Below are 23,553 nucleotides of genomic sequence, written 5' to 3'. Positions count from 1 at the left end.
CACACGGAACCGCCGAGCGGGCGTCACGGGGCGAGACACCCCGGCCCGAGCAGAGCCTTGAGGTCACCGAGCAGGGACGGCGTGCGCTCCACCCGGAGGTTGTCGTCCAGGCGGAGCACCTTGGCGCGGCCCGGTGTCGTGAGCTTGAGGTGCACCTCGGTGACCCCGGGGTGGGTCCGCAGGATCTCCCGGATCCCCTCGACGACCGGCTGGGTGCACCGGGACTCCGCGAGCGTGACGAGCACGGGTGCGTCCGCCACGGCCGAGACGTCGGGCAGCGACACCTCCATGGCCTGGAGCTGCATCGTCTCGTCGCGTCGTCGGACACGTCCCCGCAGCACGACGACCTGGTCCTCCGCGAGGATCGTCGAGTACGCGAGATACGTCTCACCGAAGAACATCACCTCGACACCGCCGTCGAGGTCCTCGATCGTCACCGCCGCCCACGGGTTCCCCTGCTTGGACATCTTGCGCTGCAGCGAGGTGATGAGCCCCGCGATGACGACCGTGGAGCCGTCGGGCCGGGCGTCGTCGGCGAGCAGCGTGGCGATCGACACCTCGGCGGCCTGCTGGAGCACGTGCTCGAGGCCGGAGAGCGGGTGGTCGGAGACGTAGAGCCCGAGCATGTCGCGCTCGAACGCGAGCAGCTGCTTCTTGTCCCAGTCCGGCAGGTCGGGGATGTCGACGCTGAACGACATCCCGTCGTCGGCGCCGTCGTCCCCGCCGAACCCGGCGAAGAGGTCGAACTGTCCCTCTGCCTCCTTGCGCTTGACCCCGATGACCGAGTCGACCGCCTGCTCGTGCACGACCTGCAGCGCCCGCCGCGTGTGCCCGAGAGAGTCGAACGCTCCTGCCTTGATGAGGGACTCGACGGTCCGCTTGTTGCATACGACGGCCGGGACCTTGTCGAGGAAGTCCGTGAACGACGTGAAGTCGCCCTTGGCCTCGCGCGTCGCGACGACGGCGTCGACGACGTTCGCGCCGACGTTGCGCACCGCCGTGAGTCCGAACCGGATGTCGGTGCCGACGGCGGTGAAGTTCGCCGAGGACGAGTTGACGTCCGGCGGCAGGACGGTGATGCCCATGCGCCGGCACTCGTTGAGGTAGAGCGCCGACTTGTCCTTGTCGTCGCGGACGCTCGTGAGCAGCGCCGCCATGTACTCGGTGGGGTAGTTCGCCTTGAGGAACGCCGTCCAGTAGGACACGACCCCGTACGCGGCGGAGTGCGCCTTGTTGAACGCGTAGTCCGAGAACGGCAGGAGGATGTCCCACAGCGCCTTCACGGCGGCCATCGAGTACCCGCGCTCGACCATCCCGCCGGAGAAGCCCTCGAACTGCTTGTCGAGCTCCGACTTCTTCTTCTTGCCCATCGCGCGACGCAGGATGTCGGCCTGACCGAGCGTGAAGCCGGCGACCTTCTGCGCGATCGCCATGACCTGCTCCTGGTACACGATCAGGCCGTGCGTCGTGCCGAGGATCTCCTGGAGCGGCTCCTCCAGCTCCGGGTGGATCGGCACCACCGGCTGCGCGCCGTTCTTGCGCAGCGCGTAGTTCGTGTGGGAGTTGGCGCCCATGGGGCCTGGTCGGTAGAGCGCACCGACCGCGGAGATGTCCTCGAAGTTGTCGGGACGCATGAGCTTGAGCAGCGTCCGCATGCCGCCGCCGTCGAGCTGGAACACCCCGAGCGTGTCTCCACGTCCGAGCAGTGCGTACGTCGCGGGGTCGTCGAGCGTGAGCGTCTCGAGCTCGACAGGCTCCTTGCCGTTCATGACGATGTTCTCGAGGGCGTCGTCGAGGATGGTGAGGTTCCGCAACCCCAGGAAGTCCATCTTGATGAGCCCGAGCTCTTCGCACTTGGGGTAGTCGAACTGCGTGATGACGGCGCCGTCCTGCGGACGGCGCATGATGGGGATGATGTCGATGAGCGGGTCGCTCGACATGATGACGCCCGCCGCGTGGACACCCCACTGGCGCTTCAGCCCCTCGATGCCCTTGGCGAGTTCGACGACGCGCTGCGCATCGGGGTCCGTGGCGTGGACCTGGCGGAACTCCTCCGCCTCGTTGTAGCGCTTGTCCGCCGGGTCGAAGATCCCGGTGAGCGAGATGTCCTTGCCCATGATGGCCGGGGGCATGGCCTTCGTGAGCTTCTCGCCCATCGCGTAGGGCAGCCCGAGCAGCCGGCTCGAGTCCTTGAGAGCCTGCTTGGCCTTGATCGTGCCGTAGGTGACGATCTGCGCGACGCGGTCCTCGCCGTACTTCTCCGTGACGTACCGGATGACCTCGCCGCGCCGGCGCTCGTCGAAGTCGACGTCGAAGTCGGGCATCGAGACGCGGTCAGGGTTGAGGAACCGCTCGAACAGCAGACCGTGCTGGATGGGGTCGAGGTCCGTGATGCGCATCGCGTACGCGACCATCGAACCGGCACCGGAGCCACGCCCCGGACCGACCCGGATGCCGTTGTTCTTCGACCAGTTGATGAAGTCGGCGACGACGAGGAAGTACCCCTCGAACCCCATCTGCGAGATGACCCGCGTCTCGTAGTCCGCCCGCTCGCGCACCTCGGTCGAGATCCCGTCCGGGTAGCGGTACCGCAGCCCGGCCTCGACCTCCTTGATGAACCACGAGGTCTCGTCCTCGCCCGGCGGGCAGGGGTAGTTCGGCATGTAGTTGGCGGAGGTGTTGAACGACACCTCGCACTGCTCGGCGACGAGCAGCGTGTTGTCGCAGGCCTCGGGCAGCTCCGCCCACGTGCGCCGCATCTCCGCGGCCGACTTCACGTAGTAGCCGTCGCCGTCGAAGGTGAACCGGTCCGGGTCCGCGAGGGTGGAGCCGGAGTTGATGCACAGCAGCGCGTCGTGCGCGTCGCTGTCCTCCTGCTTGACGTAGTGCAGGTCGTTCGTCGCGAGCAGCGGCGCACCGATGTCCTGCGACAGGCGCATGAGGTCCTTGAACACGCGCGTCTCGATGTCGAGACCGTGGTCCATGAGCTCGACGTAGAAGTACTCCTTGCCGAAGATGTCCTGCAGCTCGCCAGCCGCCCGGACGGCCTCGTCGTACTGGCCCAGGCGCAACCGGGTCTGCACCTCGCCGGAGGGGCACCCGGTCGAGGCGACCATGCCCGAGCCGTACCGCGAGAGCAGGTCGCGGTCCATCCGGGGCCACTTGCCGAGCTGCCCCTCGAGCGAGGCGAGGGAGCTCATGCGGAACAGGTTGTGCAGCCCGTCGTTGTTCCGTGCCCACATCGTCAGGTGGGTGTAGGCGCCGCGCGCCGAGACGTCGTCGGCCTCCTGGCCCTTCTCGCCGAAGCGGACCCGCGTCTGGTCGAACCTGCTCGTCCCGGGTGTGACGTACGCCTCGACGCCGATGATGGGCTTCACGCCCGCGTCGGTCGCCTGCTTCCAGAAGTCGTAGGCACCGAAGAGGTACCCATGGTCCGTCGTGGCGATGGCCCGCTGACCGAGGCGCTTCGTCTCCTCGAAGAGGTCTCCGAGCCGCGCGGCCCCGTCGAGCATCGAGTACTCGGTGTGCACGTGCAGGTGGACGAAGTCCTCGGACGTCGAGGAGACAGCAGACGGCATGCGACGAGTCTAAGTCGCGCGGACGACCTTCCAGGCGTCCCGGTGCCAGATGTTCGCGTCGAGGTAACGGTCGTCACCGATGACGTACCCGAGGCGGCGGTAGAACCCCGCGGCCGACTCCTGGGCGCTGAGCTCGACCCTGACCGACCCGTCGACGGCGTGCTGGGCGAGCGCGACGCGCTCGAGCTCGGTCATGAGCCGCGCACCCGTCCCCGTGCCCCGCCACGGCGCACGGACGGCCACCCGACCGATGTGCACGACACCGGGCTGAGCGGGATCCCACAGGACCCGCCCCGTCGCGACCGCCGCCTGGCCAGGCGTCTCCGCGCCGCCGGGCGCGTCTGCGCCGCGGAGCTCCCCCGCAGCGGCGACCTGGTCGCGTGCCACCAGGAGCAGGTGCGTGGTCGTCGGATCGGTGTCGGCCGCGTCGATCTCCTCCTCGACGGGTACCCGCTGCTCGACGACGAACACCTCGGTCCGCACGTGCCACGCAGCCTCGAGCTGCTCGCGCGTCGCCACCCGGACGACGTCGAGGGCCTCCGTGCGCGCCGGAGGCTGCCCGTCAGCGATAGACATCGCGCACGACCTCGAGGGCGTCCGCAAGGTCCTGCGGGTACTCGCTCGTCACCTCGACCCAGGCGCCCGTGGCCGGGTGCTCGAAGCCGAGCCGGTGCGCGTGCAACCACTGCCGGGAGAGCCCGACCCGCGCGGCGAGCCTCGGGTCAGCGCCGTACGTGAGGTCGCCGACGCACGGGTGGCGCAGCGCCGAGAAGTGCACCCGGATCTGGTGGGTGCGGCCGGTCTCGAGGTGCACCTCGACGAGCGACGCGGCAGAGAGCATCTCGAGCACCTCGTAGTGCGTCACCGAGGGCTTGCCCGACGCTGTGACCGCGAACTTGTAGTCGGCGCTCGGGTGCCGACCGATCGGCGCGTCGATGGTGCCCGTCGTCGGCTCGGGATGACCCTGGACGAGCGCGTGGTAGACCTTCTCCACCGTCCGCTCCTTGAAGGCCCGCTTGAGCACGGAGTACGCGTGCTCGCTCTTGGCGACCACCATGAGCCCGGAGGTCCCGACGTCGAGCCGGTGGACGATCCCCTGCCGCTCCTGGGCACCCGAGGTCGAGACCCGGTAGCCCGCAGCCACGAGCGCGCCGACCACGGTCGGGCCGGTCCACCCCACGGACGGATGGGCAGCGACGCCGACGGGCTTGTCGACGACGACGATGTCGTCGTCGTCATACATGATCGACATCCCCGGCACGGGCTCGGCGACGACCTCGGGGCCCGGCCGCGCGTCCGGCCCCGGGAGCTCGACCTCGAGCCAGCCGCCGGCGTGCAGACGATCCGACTTGCCGACGGTCGCGCCGTCGAGGCGGACGCCGCCCTCGGCGGCGACCTGCGCCGCGACGGTCCGGGAGAGTCCGAGCATGCGCGCCAGGGCGGCATCCACCCGCTCCCCCGCGAGCCCGTCAGGCACCGGGAGCGCGCGCAGCTCTCCCATCAGTCCTCGTCCTCCACCCCGTCACCGGCACCGGCACCGGCGCGGCCCCGCGGACCACCGTCCAGCGGCACGTTGAGGAGGGTGAGCACAGCGATCCCCACGGCGGCAGCGACGATGGCGATGTCGGCGACGTTCCCGACGAAGGGGCCGTAGTCGATGAAGTCCACGACATGACCCTCGGGGAAGCCCGGAGCCCGGAACAGCCGGTCCACGAGGTTGCCGACTGCCCCGCCGAGGACGAGTCCGAGGGCGACACCCCACGGCACGGATCGCACCGACCGCGCCATGATGACGACGGCGACGACGACCACCGCGGCGACGAGTGTCAGCAGCCACGTCATCCCGCTGCCGAGCGACAGCGCCGCACCGGAGTTGTAGATGAGCCGGAGCTGGACGAGCTCGCCGAGGAGAGGCTCTGCCGCGGCTCCGGACGTGAGCGTCGACTCGGCCCACATCTTCGTCAGCTGGTCGACGACGAGCACCACGACGGCGAGAGCCCCGATCCGCAGGAGTGGGCCAGCACCGCGCCCCCCCGACCCGGACGTCGGCGCGCCGCCGTCCTCGTTCGAGGTGGTCCGGCTCGGCGCCGCGGCGGGATCCGCGGGGGTGTCCTCGTGGCCGAGGGCGGGGTCGTCAGCAGTCTCAGACATCACCGTTGAAGTCTCGCACGTCCGAGCAGCGACCTCTGTCACGGCCGTCTCCATCGTCCGGTCGTCCGCCTGGAGGACCGGACGGCTCCCCCGGCCTGGTGGGACCGTCAGCGACGCTCCTCGCGCTGCTTGCACACGACGCACAGCGTTGCCCGCGGGAACGCCTGCAACCGCGCTTTGCCGATGGCCTGCCCGCACGACTCGCACGCCGCGTAGGTGCCCGCACCGATTCGCGCCAGCGCACGCGAATTCTGGTCGAGCAGGTCGCGCGTGTTGTTCACGAGCGTCAGCTCCTGCTCGCGCTCGAGCGCCGACGAGCCTGAGTCCGCCTGGTCGTCACCCGCCCCGTCGCCGGAGTTGCGCAGCAGGTCGGAGAGCTCATGGTCAGCGCTCACGAGCTCGTTCTCGAGCCTGCCGTGCTCGGCGATGAGCTCGTCAGCAAGGGCTTCGATCTCCGCCACCTCCCACGAGGTCTCGCCGTCCCGCACGACGAAGTGACGGACGTCCTGCGCCAGGTTGGGGAACCGCTCCTTCGCTGGAGCGGTGCTCATTGCGTCACGAGTCGACATCGCGGCTTCTTTCATCAGATGTGGCAGAGGTGGATACACCGGAGCCGGTGCGCACAGGTCCGCGGAACCGCGTGCAGCGGCTGCGCTCGTGTTCGCACCGGCTCCGGCAGTCGGCGTACGACCGCCAGTCCAGCTGTGGCTCAGATGCCTTGCTTGCCCTGGCCGTCCGGGCGAGCGTTGGGAAGGGCGCTCCCGCGGTTGTCCAGGTCTCCGAGCAGGTTCTGCAGGTAGCTCTTCAGGCGGGTCCGGTAGTCGCGCTCGAAGATTCGCAGCTCGTCGATCTTGCGCTCGAGCAGCGAACGCTCCTGCTCCAGCTGGGACAGCGTGCGCTTCGAGGTCTCCTCGGCCTCGCGAACGATGCGCGATCCTTCGGCCTTCGCCTCGGAGATCAGCCGGTCGCCCTCCTCCTGGCCGGCGCGCACGTGGTCGTCGTGCAGCTTCTGGGCCATCTGGATGATGCCCGTGGCCATCTCCGGCTCGCGCGGCGCGGCTGCGGTCGCGGTGACGGGTGCGGCGACCGGCGCCGGAGCCACGACGGGAGCCGGCGTCGGCTCCTCGGGCGCCTTCTGCACCGGTGCAGCCGGGGCCTGCTGCTGCTGCGCGTTCGCGCGGCTGAGCTCCGCGACACGACGCTCGGAGGCCTCCAGCTTTGCCTTCAGGTCGTCGTTCTCCGCATAGAGCTCCCGCAGAGTGTTGAGCACCTCGTCGAGGAAGTCGTCCACCTCGACGACGTCGTAGCCCTCCCGGAACTTGGTCGCCGGGAACTTCTTGGTCAGGACGTCATCTGCTGTGAGCAGTGCCACCATCGTTTTCACCTCGAATACTTGCGCTGGTCTCTTCGGTCATGAACACCGACCGCCACGGGTCACGCTAGCGGATGTTCGCAGGTCCGCGCGCCCGGGAGGGGTCGGTGAGGTGTCGACGCTCGTCGACATCAGGGGACGGCCGACTCCTCGCTCATAGTGTCGCCAGGGCACGGAACAACCCCATGACGAAGCTCGTGGCCACGATGAGCACGAGGAACGCGAGGTCGAGCCGCACCGGTCCGATGCTCAACGGCGGGATGACCCGCCGCAGGAACCGCAGCGGCGGGTCGGTCACGGTGTAGATCGCCTCGACGACGACGAGCATCGCGCCCCTCGGACGCCAGTCGCGCGAGAAGACCTGGACCCACTCGAACACCGCGCGCCCGAGGAGCGTGATGATGAAGACGAGGCACAGGAATGCGAGAAACTCCCAGATCACGCGTCAGCTCTGGTTGTAGAAGCCGGCACGCGGCACGCTCGACTTCTCGGCGGCCTGCTCCTCGCCCGAGACCTCGACGTGCTCGGGCGAGAGCAGGAAGACCTTGCTCGTCACCCGCTCGATGGCACCGTGCAGGCCGAAGATCAGACCGGCGGAGAAGTCGACGAGCCGCTTTGCGTCGGCGTCGTCCATGTCGGAGAGGTTGATGATGACGGGGGTCCCGGCGCGGAAGGCCTCGCCGATGACCCGTGCGTCGTTGTACGACCGCGGGTGCACCGTGGTGATCCGGCGCAGCTCCAGGGGCGGCACGGGAGCGACAGGCGCCTCGCGACGCGACATCGACCGGTTGATGGGCGTGACCTGGGCCTCGTACTCCTGCGGCACGTCAGCTCCTACCTCGTCGTAGTCGTCATAGTCGTCGTAGCTGTCATTCACGACCTCGCCTCGATCGTCAGCGAGGCCTAGGTACAGCATGGTCTTGCGCAGCGCTCCGGCCATCGCCATTTCTCCGTTCCTGCTCGGGATCGTCAGCGGACTCGCCCGGCTGCCCGGCTGCTGACGCGTTGCCCACGCTAGCCCAGCGGTGCGGAACCCACCGGTCGACACGCCCGGCGCCCGTGGCTGATCCGGCAGACGCCCGTCCACCATGCGTCATCCGTCGCGGCCGGGCGGAAGGACGATGATGCCCGCGAAGCGGCCGGTGGTCCGTCCGGCCGCTGTGGCCCGGCGGTGCGAGAAGAGGTCCTCATCCGTCATCGTGCACCTGGGGACGTCGCGCACGTCGCGCACGCCGGCCTCCCGCGCCTGGGCGCGGACCGCGGCCGGGAGGTCCAGCCCGGGCGTCCCCGCCCTCGTGCGGGAGCGCGCAGCCGGGACGCGCGCCACGACGGAGTCGGCCATGTCCTGCGGCACCTCGTAGCAGGAGCCGCAGACGGACGGGCCGACGACGGCGACGATCTCGTCGAGCCGCGCTCCCCGGTCGACCATCGTCGCCACCACGGCTCCGACGACCCCGCTGACGACCCCGGCGCGTCCGGCGTGCGCGACCGCCACGACTCCGGCCGCCGCGTCGGCGAGGAGCACGGGCACGCAGTCCGCGACGAGCACCCCGAGTGGCACGCCGCGGCGTGACGTGACCATCCCGTCGGCATCACCGCGCGCTCCCGCCGACGTCGGCGGTGGCTCGTCGACACGGAGGACGGCCGCACCGTGCACCTGCGTCGCATACGAGACAGGTGCACCGGCCCGGACATCGACCCGCTCCCGGTTCCGCGCGACGGCTGCCGGGTCGTCCCCCACGTTCGTCCCGAGGTTGAGCGAGCACCACGGGTGGCTCGACACGCCGCCGTGGCGGGTGGTGAAGAAGGCGCGGACACCCGGCCCGAGGTCGATGTCGATGACCTCGGACCGGGCGTCCTCGCGACCGTCACCCATCCGACCTACTTGAGGAAGTCCGGGATGTCGAGCTCCTCCGCACGACGGCGGGGCGGCTCCTCGTCGAAGATCCGAGGAACTTCGAGCTGTCCGGTCCGCTGCACGGCGTCGGGATCGGTCGACAGGAATGCTGGCGTCGCCTGCTGCTGCGCCGTCGCCGTGCCCTGCTGGTGCTCGACGTACACCGGCTGCCCCGCCGGGTCCACGGGCCCGGCGTCATGCGTGTCGTAGCCGGAGTCCAGGGGGACGACGGGCCGGGCCAGCGCGTGCGCGCCCGTGGTCGTCGGGACCGGCGCCTGGGGAGCCCTGCTCGCGGGCACCGGGACCGGTGCGGGCGCGGGAGGAGCGGGCGCCTCGGGAGCGCTCGCGACGCGACCGGTGCCCCGCGAGTCCTTGCGGGTGAGCGGCGCTCCCCCGTCGAACCCGGCGGCGATGACGGTGACGCGCACCTCGTCGCCCAGGGCATCGTCGATGACGGCTCCGAAGATGATGTTCGCCTCGGGGTGGGCTGCTTCGTGGACGAGGCGCGCTGCCTCGTTGATCTCGAACAGACCGAGGTCCGAGCCACCCTGGATGCTCAGGAGCACGCCGTGCGCACCGTCGATGCTCGCCTCGAGCAGCGGTGAGGAGATGGCGAGCTCGGCAGCCTGCACCGCGCGGTCGTCGCCCCGGGCGGAGCCGATGCCCATGAGCGCACTGCCCGCGCCCTGCATGACGGACTTGACGTCGGCGAAGTCGAGGTTGATGAGTCCGGGTGTCGTGATGAGGTCCGTGATCCCCTGGACACCTGAGAGCAGGACCTGGTCCGCCGAGTGGAAGGCGTCGAGCGCGGACACGTTACGGTCCGACATCGACAGCAGCCGGTCGTTCGGGATGATGATGAGGGTGTCGACCTCGTTGCGCAGCGCCTCGATCCCTGCGTCCGCCTGGGTGGCGCGTCGACGCCCCTCGAAGGTGAACGGCCGGGTCACGACCCCCACGGTCAGGGCGCCGAGCGAACGGGCGATCCGCGCGACGACGGGTGCGCCACCCGTACCTGTCCCGCCGCCCTCACCGGCGGTGACGAAGACCATGTCCGCGCCGCGCAGGACGTCCTCGATCTCCTCCTCGTGGTCCTCGGCGGCCTTCTTGCCCACCTCGGGGTCGGCGCCGGCGCCGAGCCCACGGGTCAGCTCACGTCCGACGTCGAGCTTGACGTCGGCGTCCGACATCAGCAGCGCCTGGGCGTCGGTGTTGATCGCGATGAACTCGACACCCTTGAGGCCGACCTCGATCATCCGGTTGACGGCGTTCACCCCGCCGCCGCCGATGCCGACCACCTTGATCACTGCTAGGTAGTTCTGCGGAGTTGTCACGTCCGTGCCTCTCGATCTCGGGACCCTGGACCCTCACCCTCAAGTAGAGGGTTATAGTTATGTCAGGCTGTCTGTGCGTGACGCTATGCGGGCAACCGTCTCCTATCAACGACCTCCGCCGCGTGTCGGCGAACGAGTTCCCCAGGCTGTCCTCCCCCGACGGCGGGCCGCGCGCTCCGAGCGGCCCGGACCGCCGTCACCGGGTGATGGGGAACGTCGGAGCCGACAGGTCGAACACCTGCGCGCCAGCTGTCTGCTCCGCCCCACGCAACGTCTGCAGGACACGGATCTTCAGCGCAGAGTCCTGGGAGCTCCCCCACTCGACGACGACGCCGTCGCGAAGAGTCAGGGTGACCGCATCCTGCGTCGTCGCCGTGATCCCCCCGACCTCTGCGCTGAGCTCAGGCGGCAGGGCACGCAGGATCGCCAGCGCAGCATCGAGCGTCCGACGGTCGTCACCCGTGAGCGGGATGCTGATGACCGGAAGCTCAGGCGGCGCCTCAGCAACCCGGTCGACCTCGACCGCCTCCTCGTCGAGCAGTGCGACGCCCCCGTCGACCGGGACCGCTGCGACCGGCTCACGGGCGACGATCGTCACGGCAAGGCCCGCAGGCCACTGTCGCCGTACCGTGACGTCTCGCACGTTGGGCACAGCGAGCAGCTCGTCGCGCAGGCCGCCGGTGCTCACCAACGCCAGAGCCGTCCCGTCCTGCGCTGCCACGACGTCCGCCACCGCAGCGGCATCCACCGACGTACCGGTCCCGCTCACCGTCACGCGCGATGCATCGAACCTCAGGAACTCGGAGTAGAAGACCGCCCAGACCGCGCCCGCGAGGAGCAGGACCGCGACAAGGGCGAGCAGCACCCGCCGGACGAGCCTGTGCCGCCGCATGGACCGTTGCTCCGCGAGGCGTTCAGCCATCCCGGTGGAGAGCACGGAGATCTTGCCGCTGGCAGGTACCGCACCCGCAGGGGGCGGCACCACGAGAGCACGCGAGCCGCGCGGAGCGGTCGTCGACGTCGCACCCGTCGGGGGCCCAGGAACTGGCCGCGCGGTGCGCGCAGCGGTGGACCGCGGCGTCGCCGGACGGCGTTCGGCCGGCACCGGCGCAGCGCCCGGAACCGAGCCCGACGCCGTGCCGCCCCGCCCCCCGTCGGGCGCGGCACCCGGCCGAGGCGATCTCTGGCGGGGCGCAGGTGGGCGCGGTACGGGCGGGCGCGGCGCGGGCGGACGGGGCGCGGGCGGACGTTGGCGCGATGACGGCTCGGACCCGCTCGTGTCGCCGCGGCGCACACCTTCCTCGGCGCCCTGTGTCGCCGGAGCGGCCGGGCGCGGTCGCGGCGGCACCGGCCTGCGGGGTGCGACGGGAGGCTTCACGAGGCCGGGCCCCCAGGCAGAGCGCCAGGCGCAGCGCCATCCGCCCGCACCCTGAGCACGTCGAGGACGACGTCGCCGAGCTCCGTCACGTCACCGGCCCCGACCGTGAGGACGAGGTCGCCCGGGCGGGCGCGCGCAGCCAGGTACTGGGCGGCGGCGACGCGGTCGGCGACCACGTGCCCGCGCCCCGGGGTCCGCATCCGGTCGACGACGAGCTCCGGTCCCACCGCCGGGTCCGGGTCCTCGCGCGCGCCGTACACGTCGCACACCACGACGTCGTCAGCCAGCTCGAGGGCCTCGGCGAACTCGGTCGCGAAGATCCTCGTCCGGGAGTACAGGTGGGGCTGGAAGAGCACGAGGATCCGGCCGTCGCCCGCGATCCCCCGTGCAGCGCGCAGAAGCGCAGCCACCTCCGTCGGATGGTGCGCGTAGTCGTCGACGACCCGCACCCCCGCAGCCTCGCCCCTCGCTTCGAAGCGTCGACCTGTGCCCCGGAACGCCGCGAGCGCGTGTGCCGCGGCCGCAGGCTCCACACCCAGCGCGATCGCCGCCAGCAGGGCAGCGGTCGCGTTGCGTGCGTTGTGCTCACCCGGTGCGCGCAGACGGACCGTGACCTCATCGCCGTCGGCGCACGACGGCAGGCCCGGCGCCAGGGTCACCGTGAAGCTCGAGCCACCTCCGGCGGTCACCGTGTAGCCGGAGATCCGCGCTGCGGCGTCGGCCGCGGTCCCATAGGTGAGGACGCTGCGACCCTGGCGCGCGCACGACGCGGCGAGCGCTGCGGAGCCGGCGTCGTCGGCACACGCCACGAGGTGTCCGCCGGGCTCGATGTTCCCGGCGAAGGACTCGAAGGCGCGCTCGAACGCCTCGGTCGTGCCGTAGTGGTCGAGGTGGTCCGGTTCGACGTTCGTCACGATCGCGACGGTCGGGCGGTAGGCGAGGAACGAGCCGTCGGACTCGTCGGCCTCCGCGACGAGCGTGTCTCCCCGGCCCAGGTGCCCACCGGGCAGCGGACCGTCCTCGGTGAGCACCGACCCGCCGATCGCGAACGACGGGTCGAGACCGCACTCCCGCAGGACGACCGCCGTCATCGCAGACGTCGTCGTCTTGCCGTGGGCGCCCGCCACGGCGACCGAGCGTCGTCCTGCCATGAGCAGGGCGAGCGCGTCCGACCGGTGCAGCACCCGCACCCCCGCCGCACGTGCGGCGACGAGCTCAGGGTTGGACTCCCGCACCGCGCTCGAGACGACGAGAGTCGTTGCGCCGGCGACGTTGCGCGCATCGTGCCCGATGAACACATCGATACCACTCGATCCCAGGGTGGCCGTGACGGCACTGGCCCGGGCGTCCGAGCCCTGCACCGGCACCCCCTCGGCGGCCAGGAGCTGAGCGACGACCGACATGCCCGCTCCCCCGATCCCCACGAGGTGCACCCGGCCGAGATCCTCGAGCGCGAGGCCGTCCACCGACGCGGCCGTCCTCATGCCCGCCCCCGTCCGGCAGAGCGCTCGACGAGGTCCGCGACCCGCGCAGCTGCATCGGGGACCCCCACGCCGAGGGCTGCGGCGGACATGGCAGCCAACGCGTCAGGGTCCGCGAGGAGGGGCAGGACCGTCGCCTCGAACCACTGGGGTGTGAAGTCGTCGTCGCTCACAAGCACCCCACCGCCCGCCCCGACGAGGGGCTCTGCGTTGAGCCGCTGCTCCCCGTTGCCCACCGGCAGGGGGACAAAGACACCCGGCAGACCGAGGACAGCGAGCTCGCAGACCGTCCCGGCGCCCGATCGGCACACCACGAGGTCCGCGGCCGCGTACGCGAGGTGCATCTGCGAGAGGTACTCCTGGACGTGGTAGAGCGCAGCCTGCTCGGCAGGCAGCCCTTCCAGCGATGCGCGCACCGGAGCGGACTTGCCGCGACCTGTGAGGTGCAGCACCTGGATGCCGGCCCCCGTCACTCGCGCCGCGACGGCGGCCAGCGTCTCGTTGAGCCGCTGCGCACCGAGCGACCCCCCGGTGACGACGAGCACCCGCCGAGCCGGGTCGAGGCCGAGCTGCTCAGCAGCGTCGACCCGCGCCGCGTGGCCGTCGAGGGCACGCGCGGCGACGAGGTCCGCGATCTCCCGCCGCAGCGGCAGGCCGGTGACCGTCGCGCCCCGGAGAGGCGTCCCGGGGAACGTCGCCGCGACCTCGGCAGCCCAGCGGGCACCGAGCCTGTTCGCCAACCCGGGCCGGGCATTCTGCTCCTGCACGACGATGGGCACACCCCGGCGCCGCGCGGCGAGGTACGCGGGCGTCGAGACATACCCTCCGAACCCCACGACGACACGCACGTCGTTGTCGTCGATGGCTGCGCCGGCGGCACGCACGGCGGCACGGAGCCGACCAGGGAGGTGGAGCCACGCACCGCTCGGTCGTCGGGGCAGCGGGACGCGTGGCACGAACCGCAGCGCATAACCGCGCTCCGGCACGAGCTCGGCCTCGAGGCCCTCGCGCGTCCCGAGCACGGTGATCGTGCGCTCGGGGTCACGGCGCCGCAGCTCGTCGGCGACCGCGAGGAGCGGGTTCACGTGGCCTGCGGAGCCGCCACCGGCGAGCAGGACAGAGTTGGTCACGTCGATCATCCTCGTTCTGTGGTGCGGTTCGGGCCGGTGCGCGCCTTCTGCGTGGCGCGCCCGACGACGGCGATCGACCGGCGCACGACGCTCGGTCGCGTCGCGAGGGCCTCCCGGGCACCGGGCTCGTCCCGCGCGAACGCGATGACGATGCCGAGAGCGAGCATCGTCGCCACGAGGGCGGACCCGCCGGCGGAGACGAGCGGGAGCGGGACGCCGATGACGGGGATGAGCCCGGTCACGACACCGATGTTGATGAGCGCCTGGCCGACGATCCAGCAGGCCAGCGCAGCGGTGGTCACCTTGACCATGGGGTCGGGGTGCCGCTGCACGACGCGCACCATCCCGACGCCGAGGATCGCGAACAGCGCGAGGACGAGGAGCCCTCCGAGCAGCCCGAGCTCTTCCCCGATCACCGCGAAGATGAAGTCGTTGTGCGCCTCCGGCAGGTACGACCACTTCTCTCGACCCGCACCCAGCCCGACACCGGTCACGCCGCCCGTGCCCAGCCCCTCGAGCCCCCGCTGGACCTGGTAGCAGGCGCTCGTCACGTCGCACTCCCCGCTGAACGTCGCGAGGATCCGGGAGATGCGGTTCTTCGAGCTGAGCACGAGGGCCGCGACGGCGAGCACGACGCCGCCGGCAGCCACCGCGAACATCCGGCCCGGCACTCCCGCCACGAACATCGCGCCGGCGACGAGGAGCATGAGCACCATCGCCGTGCCGAGGTCGTTCCCGCCGAGCACGAGCGCGATGACGAGCCCTGCCATCGGCACCGCCGGGACGAAGGCATGCTTCCAGTTCCCGAGCAGCGGCGTCTTGCGGCCGAGCACGACCCCGAGCCAGACCGCGAGCGCGACCTTGGCGAGCTCTGACGGCTGGATCGTGATCCCACCGCCCAGGTACACCCAGTTGGTGTTGCCCATCACGCCTCGGGCCATCGGGGTGAAGATGAGCAGCTGGAGACCGATCGCACCGAAGAGGCCGAGCCATGCGACGCGCTTGAAGAAGAACGGACGCAGGTGTGCCGCGGCGATCATGAACGGCAGGCCGATGAGCGCGAACTTCGTCTGGTCGAGGAACACGGAGTACGCGGACTCGCCCTCCTGCAGAGCATCGACCGCGGAGCTCGAGAGCACCATGACGAGGCCGAGCACGAGCAGGAGCGTCGTGGCCCCGATCATGAGGTAGTAGCTCGTGACCGCGCTGTCCCACTGGGCCGTCCACGCCTCGCGGAGACCCACCCGCTCACGCCCACGCGCCGCGACCGTGCCCTTCTCGCGGGAGGGCACGGGTGGCGGCGCGGTCCCTGGAGTCCTCACCGTCGACCCGGCCACGCTCAGGACCTGCCCTGCGTGCCCGCCAGCCGGCGGGCCTCGCGCGCGAACATCTCACCACGCTCGGCATACGACCGGAACTGGTCCATCGACGCGCACGCGGGCGCGAGCAGCACCGTGTCACCGGCCCGGGCCAGGTGGGAGGCCGTCTCGACGGCACGCTGCATCACCGTCCCAGTGTCGCCAGGATCGACCTCGACGACGGGGACGTGCGCCGCGTGTCGGGAGACCGCCTCACGCAGCTCGCTGTGGTCCACGCCGATGAGCACGACGGCCCGGAGCCTGTCGGCCCGCTCGGTCACGAGCTCGTCGAACGTCGCCCCCTTGGGCAGACCGCCGGCGATCCAGACGACAGACCCCGCAGGGAACGCAGCGAGGGACGCGGACGCCGCGTGCGCGTTGGTCGCCTTGGAGTCGTCGACGTACGCGACCGTCGTGCCGTCACCCGTGTCCCGGACGGCGACCGTCTCGATGCGGTGTCCACCCGGGGAGAACGCCCGCAGCCCGTCCCGGACGGCGCGCGCCTCGACCCCGTAGGCACGGGCGAGCGCCGCGGCCGCCAGCGCGTTCTCGACGACGTGCGACGGCACCCGGCCGTCGGGCCCGGCCAGGTGCCCGAGGTCGTCGAGGGTAGCCAGCTCAGCGGCGCTGCGGTGCCGCTCCGGGTCATCCTGGGCCGCGTGGAACGCGCGATCGCACAGGATGCCGTCGACGACGCCGAGCTGTCCCCGGGCAGGAGCGCCCCGGGTGAAGCCGACGGCTCGTGCCCCCTCGACGACGTCCGCCTCACGGACGAGCTGCTCGGTCCGCGCATCGGCGACGTTGTAGATGCATGCGACCTGCGCGTTCCGGTACACGACCCCCTTGGCCTCGGCGTAGGCATCGAGGGAACCGTGCCAGTCCAGATGGTCGGGCGCGACGTTGAGGACCGCCCCGGCGAGCGCGGACATCGAGTGCGTGTAGTGCAGCTGGAAGCTGGAGAGCTCGACCGCCAGGACGTCGAGGGTCGCATCGAGGGCCGCCTCGACGAGCGGGCGCCCGATGTTGCCGACAGCGGCCGTGGCGCGCCCGTCCGCGCGCAGGATCGACGCGAGCATCTCGACCGTCGTCGTCTTGCCGTTCGTCCCGGTGACGGCCAACCATGGCGCCGGCTCCCCCTTCTCCGCCGGGACGCGCAGCTGCCAGGCGAGCTCGATCTCGCTCCACACGGGGATCCCCGCCCGGGACGCGGCGTCGAGGACGGGCGAGGAGGGCGCCCACCCGGGAGAGGCGATCACGAGGTCGACGTCCGCGAGGTCGACCTCGCTCGGGTCCGCGAGGTCCGCGTCGGGCGCCTGGGCGTCCACGGTCCGCACGTGGGCGGCCCGCCCGTCCAGCGCAGCCACCACGGCGCGACCGGTGACACCGAGACCGAGGACGAGGACGCGGGACCGGGCGAGGTCTGTCACAGCCGGGTGATCCATTCCGCGTAGAAGATACCCATGCCCAGCGCGACGAACAGCCCTGCGATGATCCAGAACCGGATGACGATCGTCACCTCGCCCCAGCCGGACAGCTCGAAGTGGTGGTGCAGCGGCGCCATCTTGAACACCCGCTTGCCGGTCATCTTGAAGAAGCCGATCTGGATGACGTCGGAGAGCACGACGAGCACGAACAGGCCACCGATGATCACGGCGAGCAGCTCGGTCCGGGAGAGGATCGAGAGACCGGCGAGGGCTCCGCCGAGCGCGAGCGACCCGGTGTCCCCCATGAAGATCTTCGCGGGAGACGCGTTCCACCACAGGAACCCGAACAGCGCACCGACGATCGCCGCCGCGACGATCGCCAGGTCGAGCGGATCACGCACCTCGTAGCAGCGGGGCCCCGCCGAGCTGAGGAACTGGCAGTTCTGGTTGTACTGCCAGATGCCCATGATCACGTAGGCACCGAAGACGATGAGGGAGACGCCGGTCGCCAGGCCGTCGAGCCCGTCGGTGAGGTTCACGGCGTTGGACCACGCGGTGATGATGAGGTTGGCCCACAGCACGAAGAGGATGAGCCCGACGGTCGTGCCCGCGAAGGCGAGGTCGAGGTTCGTGTCCCGGATGAAGGAGATCTTCGTCGAGGCCGGCGTCCGGAAGTTCTCGTTGGGGAACTGCAGGGCGAGCACCGCGAAGGTGATGCCGACCACCCCCTGCCCGACGATCTTCCACCGTGCGGAGAGGCCGAGACTGCGCTGGCGCGAGATCTTGATGTAGTCGTCGAGGAAGCCCACGAGGCCGAGGCCGGTCATGAGGAAGATGACGAGGATCGCAGACATCGACGGCACGTCGCCGCGCACGATGGCCGAGGCCGCCCACCCTGCGAGGGTCGCGCCGATGATGACGACGCCGCCCATCGTCGGCGTACCGCGCTTCGTGTAGTGCGCCGTCGGACCGTCCTGCCGGATGAACTGGCCGTAGTTGCGCCGGACGAGCAGCCGGATGAACAGGGGGGTACCGAGCAGCGCGACGAGCAGCGCGACTCCGGCGGCGACGAGGACGGCGATCACGGGGCGACCGACTCCCCCGCGAGCTCGTCCCCGAGGCGCCAGAGACCGGATCCGTTCGACGACTTCACGAGCACGACGTCCCCCGGACGCAGCTCCTCCGCGAGCAGCGCGGAGGCTGCGGCGACGTCGGCGACCTCGACGACCTCGTCGCCCCAGGACCCCTCCTGCAGAGCGCCGTCCGCGATCCCCGACGCGCCGGGACCGACGACGACGAGCCGCTTGATGTTCAGTCGCACGGCGAGCCGGCCGATCTCGTCGTGCTGCTCGCGCGAGTCCTCCCCGAGCTCGAGCATCTCGCCCAGCACGGCGACGGAGCGCCGCTCGCGTCCAGCGACCACCGCGAGCGCCTTGAGCGCGGCGCGCATGGAGTCAGGGTTGGCGTTGTAGGAGTCGTCGATGACGGTGATGCCGTCGGCACGCTCGGTGACGGCCATCCGGTGCGGGCTCGCCGGCGTCGCGCGGCTCAGCCCCTCGGCCACGACGTGGACGGGGAGCCCGAGCTCGATCGATGCGGCCGCCGTGGCCAACGCGTTGGTGAGGTGGTGCTCGCCGACGAGGCGCATCCGCACGGGTGCGGCCGATCCGCCCGCCCGGAGCTCGAACGAGACGCATCCATGGGGATCGATGCGTACGTCGTGAGCAGCCACGGCCGCGTCGCGGACCGTCCCGAAGGTCACGACCCGCCCGGGCGCGAGGTCACGCATCGCCACCACACGGAAGTCGTCTGCGTTGAGCACGGCGACGCCGCCCGGCGCGAGCCCTGTGACGATCTCCGACTTCGCGCGCGCGACTGCCTCGATCCCGCCGAAGCCGCCCAGGTGCGCGCTGCCCACGACGAGGACGATCGACACGTCCGGGGGCGCGATGCCCGTGAGGTACGTGAGCTCGCCCGGCGCGGCCGCGCCCATCTCGAGCACGAGGAAGCGCGTGTCGCGGTCCGCCCGGAGCACGGTGAGCGGCAGGCCGATCTCGTTGTTGAACGACGCTTCAGGGGTCACCGTGGCCCCGGAACCTCCGAGCACCTGCCCGAGCAGGTCCTTCGTCGTCGTCTTGCCGACCGAACCCGTCACGGCGACGACGCGCAGGTCGCCGCCCTCCCGCAGCCGCCGCAGGTGCTCCGCCGCAAGTCGGCCGAGCGCCGCCGGGACGTCGTCGACGACGACGCAGGGCACCCCGTCGATCTCGTGCGCCGCGAGCACGAGGGCTGCACCGGCAGCCACCGCGGCGCCGGCGTGCTCGTGGCCGTCAGACTTCTCACCGCGGATCGCGACGAACAGCGAGCCCGGCACCACCTTGCGCGAGTCGACCACGACAGGCCCATGGACCCGGACGTCGTCCGCGGCCGAGAGCCGACCATCCGTGGCGTGGGCCACCTGTGCTGCAGTCAGATCGATCACTCAACGCTCCGTCACTTGTCGTTCTCGTGCCCACGCCGGGAGAGCTCCCGGCGGGCGGCCCACGCCTCCAGGACCGCGTCGCGGTCGTTGTACCGGTGGAACACGCCAGCGATCTCCTGGACAGGCTCATGGCCCTTGCCGGTGATGATCACGGTGTCGCCCGCGCCTGCCAGCGACACACCGTACGCCACCGCTGCGCGGCGCGGCTCCACCTCGTGGACGTCAGCTCCGCCGGGCCGCTGGGCCCTGGCACCGTCGAGTATGGACGACCTGATCGAGGCGGGCACCTCCGAGCGAGGGTTCTCGTCCGTGATGATGAGCACGTCCGCGAGCCGGGCGGCGATCTCGCCCATGAGCGGCCGCTTTCCGCGGTCACGATCGCCGTCGGATCCGAACACGATGATGAGCCGGCCGGGGGTGATGGACCGCACACCGGTGAGCGCGAGCTCGAGAGCGTCCGGGGTGTGCGCGTAGTCGACGAGCACGAGCGGTCCGTCCGGTGTGCGCTCGACCACCCGTTCCATCCGCCCGGGGATCGCGGCGCAACCAGCGATCCCTGCGGCGGCCTCGTCGAGAGGAACCCCGGCCCTGTGTGCGACGACGAGCGCGACCGCCGCGTTCGAGACGTTGACGGTGCCGGGCAACGGACTGCGCGCCTCCACCCGCTCGCCGGCAGGACCGGTGAGCACGAAACCCGAGCCCACACCGTCGAGCCCGACGTTCGCCTGGGTCACCGTCCAGTCCGCTGCCTCGTAGCCGGGCGAGCCCGGACGCGACGCGACCGTGTCGACGGGGATCATCGCGTCCTGCGCCAGCCGGACACCCCACTCGTCGTCCACGCAGACGACGCCACGGGCGGCAAGGCCCGGTGCGAAGAGCCGGGACTTGTCCCGGAAGTAGCCTTCCATGTCCCCGTGGAAGTCGAGGTGGTCACGCTGCAGGTTCGTGAACGCCACGACGTCGAACGTCATCCCGGCGACGCGCTCCAGCGCGAGGGCGTGCGAGGAGACCTCCATCGAGGCGGCACTGACGCCCTTCTCGAGGGCGAGCGCGAGGATGCCGTGCAGGACAGGCGCCTCGACCGTCGTGCGGGGGCTCTCGATGGACTCGTCGCCGATCCGCAGCTCGATCGTGCCGACGATCGCCGTCGTGCCGTGCAGCCGGCCCAGCGCCGCGTCGACGAAGTAGCACGTCGTCGTCTTGCCGTTGGTCCCGGTCACACCCACCGTGACCAGCCGTGATGCCGGCTCGTCGTAGAACCACGCGGACAGCGCCCCCAGGGCCCGACGGGCGTCCGCCTCCTCGGGCAGCACGAGGACGGGCGTCTCGGGGATCCGCCCTTCCGCGACGGCGGCACGGACGAGCTCGGCCCCCTCGGCGTCGGTGAGGACGGCGACGGCTCCCGCGGCGACGGCGGCCGCGGCATACCTCGCGCCGTGCGCCGTCAGGCCGCGCAGACCGACGAAGAGGTCGCCCGGGAGGACGTCGGCGCTGCCCACCGCGAGACCGCTCGCACGGACGTCGGGGACGGTCTCCCCTACGGCGATCTGGAGAGCCTCCGCGATCTCAGCGAGGGTACGGGAAGGGCGTGCGGTGGGTCGCAGGCGACCCTGCTCGGACGTCATAGGGCCAATCTATCGCGGGTCTCCGGGCACGCCGCGCGCGCTCCGGTGGCGGAGTCGTGGACGCCGGTGAGCGCCGTCACCACGTCGCCGGGAACAGGTCAGGAGCGGTCCCGGTCGGGGCGACCCCACGCTGCTGCAGCCCGAACGCCATGAGCTCGGAGAAGACCGGAGCAGCGGCGGTGCCACCGAAGATCGTGACCGTCGGATTGTCGATGAAGACCCCGATGGCCAGCTGGGGGTCGTCGACGGGAGCGACGCCGATGAACGACGCGAGGTACCTGTCGAGCCCTCCGGCACCGTCGGGCATCTGCGCGGTCCCGGTCTTTCCTGCGACGCGGTACCCGCTGATCGCCCCGTTGGACCCGGTGCCCTCCACGACGGCGGACTCCATCATCTTGAGCACCTGGTCGGCGGTGCTCTCCGAGACGACGGGGACGGGATCCGGCACCTCCTTCGGGGTGAACTGACCGTCCGGCGACGACGTCCCTGCGACGAGGTGCGGCGTCGTGCGGACACCCCCGTTGGCGATCGTCGCGAAGACGTTCGTCGCCTGGAGCGCCGTCACCGACAGCCCCTGGCCGAACAGCACGTTGTACTGCGTCCGTCCGTCCCACTCGGCGGCGTCGCGCAGGAGGCCCTTCTCCTCCCCCGCGAGCTCGATGCCGGTCCGCGCACCGAACCCGAACTTCGTCAGGTAGTCGTGGCGCACCTGCACGGGTATGTCCTGCCCGGCCATGACCGTGCCGGCGTTGGACGAGTCGGCGAGGATGCCCGTCAGCGTCCAGTTCTCCACCGGGTGCGGGTGCGAGTCGTTGATGAGCTGGCCGTTGGGGGTCGTGTACTTGTCCCCCACCTGGTACTGCGTCGTGGGAGTCGCGAGCCCGGTCTCGATGAGCGCGGCCATCGTGATGACCTTCGCGGTCGACCCCGGGTCGAAGATCGTCGAGGTCGCCTTGCTGCCACCGAAGCCGACGGGCGCGTTGGGGTCGATGGAGCCCGCGTCCGCGAGAGCGAGGATCTCGCCGGTCCGCACGTCCTGCACCACGGCCCACCCGCCCTCGGCCCCCATCGCCTCCACCTGTCGGTCGAGGGCCGCCTGGGCCGTCCACTGCAGGTCGTTGTCCAGCGTGAGCCGCACGTCCGAACCCGGCACGGCCGGGTCGGTCGACTGCTCGCCCGTGGGGATGCGGTGGCCCTTGTAGCCCCGCTCGTACGTCATCAGCCCCGGCGTCCCCGACAGGACGTCGTCGAGCGCGTACTCGAGCCCGGACTGGCCGGTCCCCTCCGCCCCGACGAACCCGATGAGGTTTCCCCCGGTCGTGCCCGCAGGGTACGACCGCTTCGGGTCGGGGGTGCCGAAGACACCGGAGATCCCCAGGCCGCGGACGGCCTCCCACGTCTCCGGAGCAACGTCCTTCGCGATGATCTTGTGCTTGTTCTCGCCGACCATCTGCGCTGCGAGCTCGGGGGCAGAGAGGCCGAGCAGCGGTGCGAGGAGACGCGCCGCCTCGGGAGCTCCTCCGACCATCGCGCCCTCCACCTCGTGCTCCCACTCGGCGATCAGGGGTTGGTCGATGAAGATCTCGTAGCGGGTGACCGAGGTGGCGAGCACGACACCGTTCGCGTCGGTGATCTCTCCTCGCACGGCTGGGATCGTGACCTGCTTGATCCGCAGCGCCTGGGCCTTCTCGGCGAGCTCGTCGCCGAGATAGCCCTGGATGTAGACGAGACGGCCGGAGAACACGACCAGCACGAGCATGACGATCACGCTGAGGTAGCGGATCCGCCGATCAGGGTGGCCGGGCGCCGGCTCCTTGCGCGGACGATCGGCGCGCACCCGGTCCAGGACGCGTCGGTCGGCTCCGCCGCTGGCGGACCGTGGGGGCCGCCCGCCGGCCACGTCGCGTGACGCGGTGCGGGCGGGCGCGGCAGCGTTCCGCACGCGTGGTCGCGCTGCACCGGCGGGAGCACCGGTCCGTCCGGTGCGTGCACCGTCCGCGGGGCGTCCCGTACGCGCCGCACGTGCGGCACCACTGCTCCGGGCGGGACGCGGGTCGCCTGCTGCCACACGTGGGCTGCGAACCCGGTCCGGGACAGGTCGAGAGACCGTGGTGGCGCTCGGCCCCGCAGGTCGAGCCTGAGGCGACCTCTTCGCCACCGGCCGCTGGTCCGTCGCACGCTGACCCGACGCCGCGCCATCCTCCCGGACAGGCCGGGCGGGCCGCGCGTCGCGCTGACGGGCGGCCGACGTCGGCCTCGGCGTCGGCCTGGGCGTCGTGCGTCCCGTCGCGCTCGTCGTCGGACCGTCCGCACGTGGACGGACGGCGGGGCGCGCCGACCGCG

General features: G+C 71.2%; 19 protein-coding genes. All 19 read right to left on the bottom strand.

Going from position 1 to position 23,553, the window contains the following annotated elements; translation table 11 throughout:
* Positions 1–23 precede the first annotated feature (23 nt).
* Complete coding sequence (gene dnaE, locus AC2AXK_RS10750) at positions 24–3,578, bottom strand: DNA polymerase III subunit alpha (RefSeq protein WP_484345359.1); 3,555 nt, start codon at positions 3,576–3,578, stop codon at positions 24–26.
* Between the two features lie 9 nt (positions 3,579–3,587).
* Complete coding sequence (locus AC2AXK_RS10745; RefSeq protein WP_484345358.1) at positions 3,588–4,154, bottom strand: GNAT family N-acetyltransferase; 567 nt, start codon at positions 4,152–4,154, stop codon at positions 3,588–3,590.
* Positions 4,141–5,079 carry an RluA family pseudouridine synthase gene (locus AC2AXK_RS10740; RefSeq protein WP_484345357.1) on the bottom strand — a complete coding sequence of 313 codons (939 nt, stop codon included), beginning with the start codon at positions 5,077–5,079 and terminating at the stop codon, positions 4,141–4,143. The genes AC2AXK_RS10745 and AC2AXK_RS10740 overlap by 14 nt, the downstream gene beginning before the upstream one ends.
* A complete protein-coding gene (locus tag AC2AXK_RS10735) occupies positions 5,079–5,729 on the bottom strand; it encodes a signal peptidase II (protein ID WP_484345356.1) in 651 nt (216 codons plus the stop codon). The genes AC2AXK_RS10740 and AC2AXK_RS10735 overlap by 1 nt, the downstream gene beginning before the upstream one ends.
* Positions 5,730–5,836: 107 nt before the next feature.
* Positions 5,837–6,280 (bottom strand): TraR/DksA family transcriptional regulator, encoded by a 444-nt coding sequence (locus AC2AXK_RS10730; protein WP_484345355.1) that lies wholly within the window; start codon positions 6,278–6,280, stop codon positions 5,837–5,839.
* A 158-nt stretch (positions 6,281–6,438) separates the two neighbouring features.
* Positions 6,439–7,101 (bottom strand): DivIVA domain-containing protein, encoded by a 663-nt coding sequence (locus tag AC2AXK_RS10725; RefSeq protein ID WP_484345417.1) that lies wholly within the window; start codon positions 7,099–7,101, stop codon positions 6,439–6,441.
* 154 nt (positions 7,102–7,255) lie between these two features.
* On the bottom strand, positions 7,256–7,543 hold the full coding sequence (locus AC2AXK_RS10720) for a YggT family protein (protein ID WP_484345354.1): 288 nt from the start codon (positions 7,541–7,543) through the stop codon (positions 7,256–7,258).
* A gap of 3 nt (positions 7,544–7,546) precedes the next feature.
* Entirely contained in the window at positions 7,547–8,041 is a 495-nt protein-coding gene (locus AC2AXK_RS10715; RefSeq protein WP_484345416.1) for a cell division protein SepF, read from the bottom strand.
* 153 nt (positions 8,042–8,194) lie between these two features.
* Positions 8,195–8,977 (bottom strand): peptidoglycan editing factor PgeF, encoded by a 783-nt coding sequence (gene pgeF / locus AC2AXK_RS10710; protein ID WP_484345353.1) that lies wholly within the window; start codon positions 8,975–8,977, stop codon positions 8,195–8,197.
* Between the two features lie 5 nt (positions 8,978–8,982).
* Entirely contained in the window at positions 8,983–10,332 is a 1,350-nt protein-coding gene (gene ftsZ / locus AC2AXK_RS10705) for a cell division protein FtsZ (protein ID WP_484345352.1), read from the bottom strand.
* A 196-nt stretch (positions 10,333–10,528) separates the two neighbouring features.
* On the bottom strand, positions 10,529–11,317 hold the full coding sequence (locus AC2AXK_RS10700) for a cell division protein FtsQ/DivIB (RefSeq protein WP_484345351.1): 789 nt from the start codon (positions 11,315–11,317) through the stop codon (positions 10,529–10,531).
* A gap of 389 nt (positions 11,318–11,706) precedes the next feature.
* Positions 11,707–13,194: a UDP-N-acetylmuramate--L-alanine ligase gene (murC, locus tag AC2AXK_RS10695; protein WP_484345350.1), complete on the bottom strand. Its 1,488-nt coding sequence runs from the start codon at positions 13,192–13,194 to the stop codon at positions 11,707–11,709.
* On the bottom strand, positions 13,191–14,330 hold the full coding sequence (gene murG / locus AC2AXK_RS10690) for an undecaprenyldiphospho-muramoylpentapeptide beta-N-acetylglucosaminyltransferase (RefSeq protein ID WP_484345349.1): 1,140 nt from the start codon (positions 14,328–14,330) through the stop codon (positions 13,191–13,193). The genes murC and murG overlap by 4 nt, the downstream gene beginning before the upstream one ends.
* Positions 14,327–15,643 carry an FtsW/RodA/SpoVE family cell cycle protein gene (locus AC2AXK_RS10685; protein WP_484345348.1) on the bottom strand — a complete coding sequence of 439 codons (1,317 nt, stop codon included), beginning with the start codon at positions 15,641–15,643 and terminating at the stop codon, positions 14,327–14,329. The genes murG and AC2AXK_RS10685 overlap by 4 nt, the downstream gene beginning before the upstream one ends.
* 17 nt (positions 15,644–15,660) lie before the next feature.
* Entirely contained in the window at positions 15,661–17,121 is a 1,461-nt protein-coding gene (gene murD, locus AC2AXK_RS10680; protein WP_484345347.1) for a UDP-N-acetylmuramoyl-L-alanine--D-glutamate ligase, read from the bottom strand.
* Positions 17,103–18,188: a phospho-N-acetylmuramoyl-pentapeptide-transferase gene (gene mraY, locus AC2AXK_RS10675; protein WP_484345346.1), complete on the bottom strand. Its 1,086-nt coding sequence runs from the start codon at positions 18,186–18,188 to the stop codon at positions 17,103–17,105. Before mraY ends, murD begins: the two co-directional genes overlap by 19 nt.
* Entirely contained in the window at positions 18,185–19,585 is a 1,401-nt protein-coding gene (locus tag AC2AXK_RS10670; protein WP_484345345.1) for a UDP-N-acetylmuramoyl-tripeptide--D-alanyl-D-alanine ligase, read from the bottom strand. The genes mraY and AC2AXK_RS10670 overlap by 4 nt, the downstream gene beginning before the upstream one ends.
* A gap of 11 nt (positions 19,586–19,596) precedes the next feature.
* Positions 19,597–21,210: a UDP-N-acetylmuramoyl-L-alanyl-D-glutamate--2,6-diaminopimelate ligase gene (locus tag AC2AXK_RS10665; protein WP_484345344.1), complete on the bottom strand. Its 1,614-nt coding sequence runs from the start codon at positions 21,208–21,210 to the stop codon at positions 19,597–19,599.
* A 76-nt stretch (positions 21,211–21,286) separates the two neighbouring features.
* Positions 21,287–23,047, bottom strand: a complete 1,761-nt coding sequence (locus AC2AXK_RS10660; protein WP_484345343.1) for a peptidoglycan D,D-transpeptidase FtsI family protein — start codon at positions 23,045–23,047, stop codon at positions 21,287–21,289.
* Between the last annotated feature and the right edge of the window lie 506 nt (positions 23,048–23,553).

The organism is Sanguibacter sp. Z6_81 (assembly GCF_057180625.1).
Note: the sequence above shows the minus strand (reverse complement) of the source record. Positions and strands in the feature narration are given on the sequence as shown.

What these genes read in the sequence shown, in the direction of transcription:
- dnaE (WP_484345359.1), bottom strand. Translation starts at nt 3,578, where the DNA reads ATGCCGTCTGCTGTCTCCTCGACGTCCGAGGACTTCGTCCACCTGCAC.
- AC2AXK_RS10745 (WP_484345358.1), bottom strand. Translation starts at nt 4,154, where the DNA reads ATGTCTATCGCTGACGGGCAGCCTCCGGCGCGCACGGAGGCCCTCGAC.
- AC2AXK_RS10740 (WP_484345357.1), bottom strand. Translation starts at nt 5,079, where the DNA reads ATGGGAGAGCTGCGCGCGCTCCCGGTGCCTGACGGGCTCGCGGGGGAG.
- AC2AXK_RS10735 (WP_484345356.1), bottom strand. Translation starts at nt 5,729, where the DNA reads ATGTCTGAGACTGCTGACGACCCCGCCCTCGGCCACGAGGACACCCCC.
- AC2AXK_RS10730 (WP_484345355.1), bottom strand. Translation starts at nt 6,280, where the DNA reads ATGAGCACCGCTCCAGCGAAGGAGCGGTTCCCCAACCTGGCGCAGGAC.
- AC2AXK_RS10715 (WP_484345416.1), bottom strand. Translation starts at nt 8,041, where the DNA reads ATGGCCGGAGCGCTGCGCAAGACCATGCTGTACCTAGGCCTCGCTGAC.
- pgeF (WP_484345353.1), bottom strand. Translation starts at nt 8,977, where the DNA reads ATGGGTGACGGTCGCGAGGACGCCCGGTCCGAGGTCATCGACATCGAC.
- murC (WP_484345350.1), bottom strand. Translation starts at nt 13,194, where the DNA reads ATGAGGACGGCCGCGTCGGTGGACGGCCTCGCGCTCGAGGATCTCGGC.
- murG (WP_484345349.1), bottom strand. Translation starts at nt 14,330, where the DNA reads ATGATCGACGTGACCAACTCTGTCCTGCTCGCCGGTGGCGGCTCCGCA.
- murD (WP_484345347.1), bottom strand. Translation starts at nt 17,121, where the DNA reads ATGGATCACCCGGCTGTGACAGACCTCGCCCGGTCCCGCGTCCTCGTC.
- AC2AXK_RS10665 (WP_484345344.1), bottom strand. Translation starts at nt 21,210, where the DNA reads ATGACGTCCGAGCAGGGTCGCCTGCGACCCACCGCACGCCCTTCCCGT.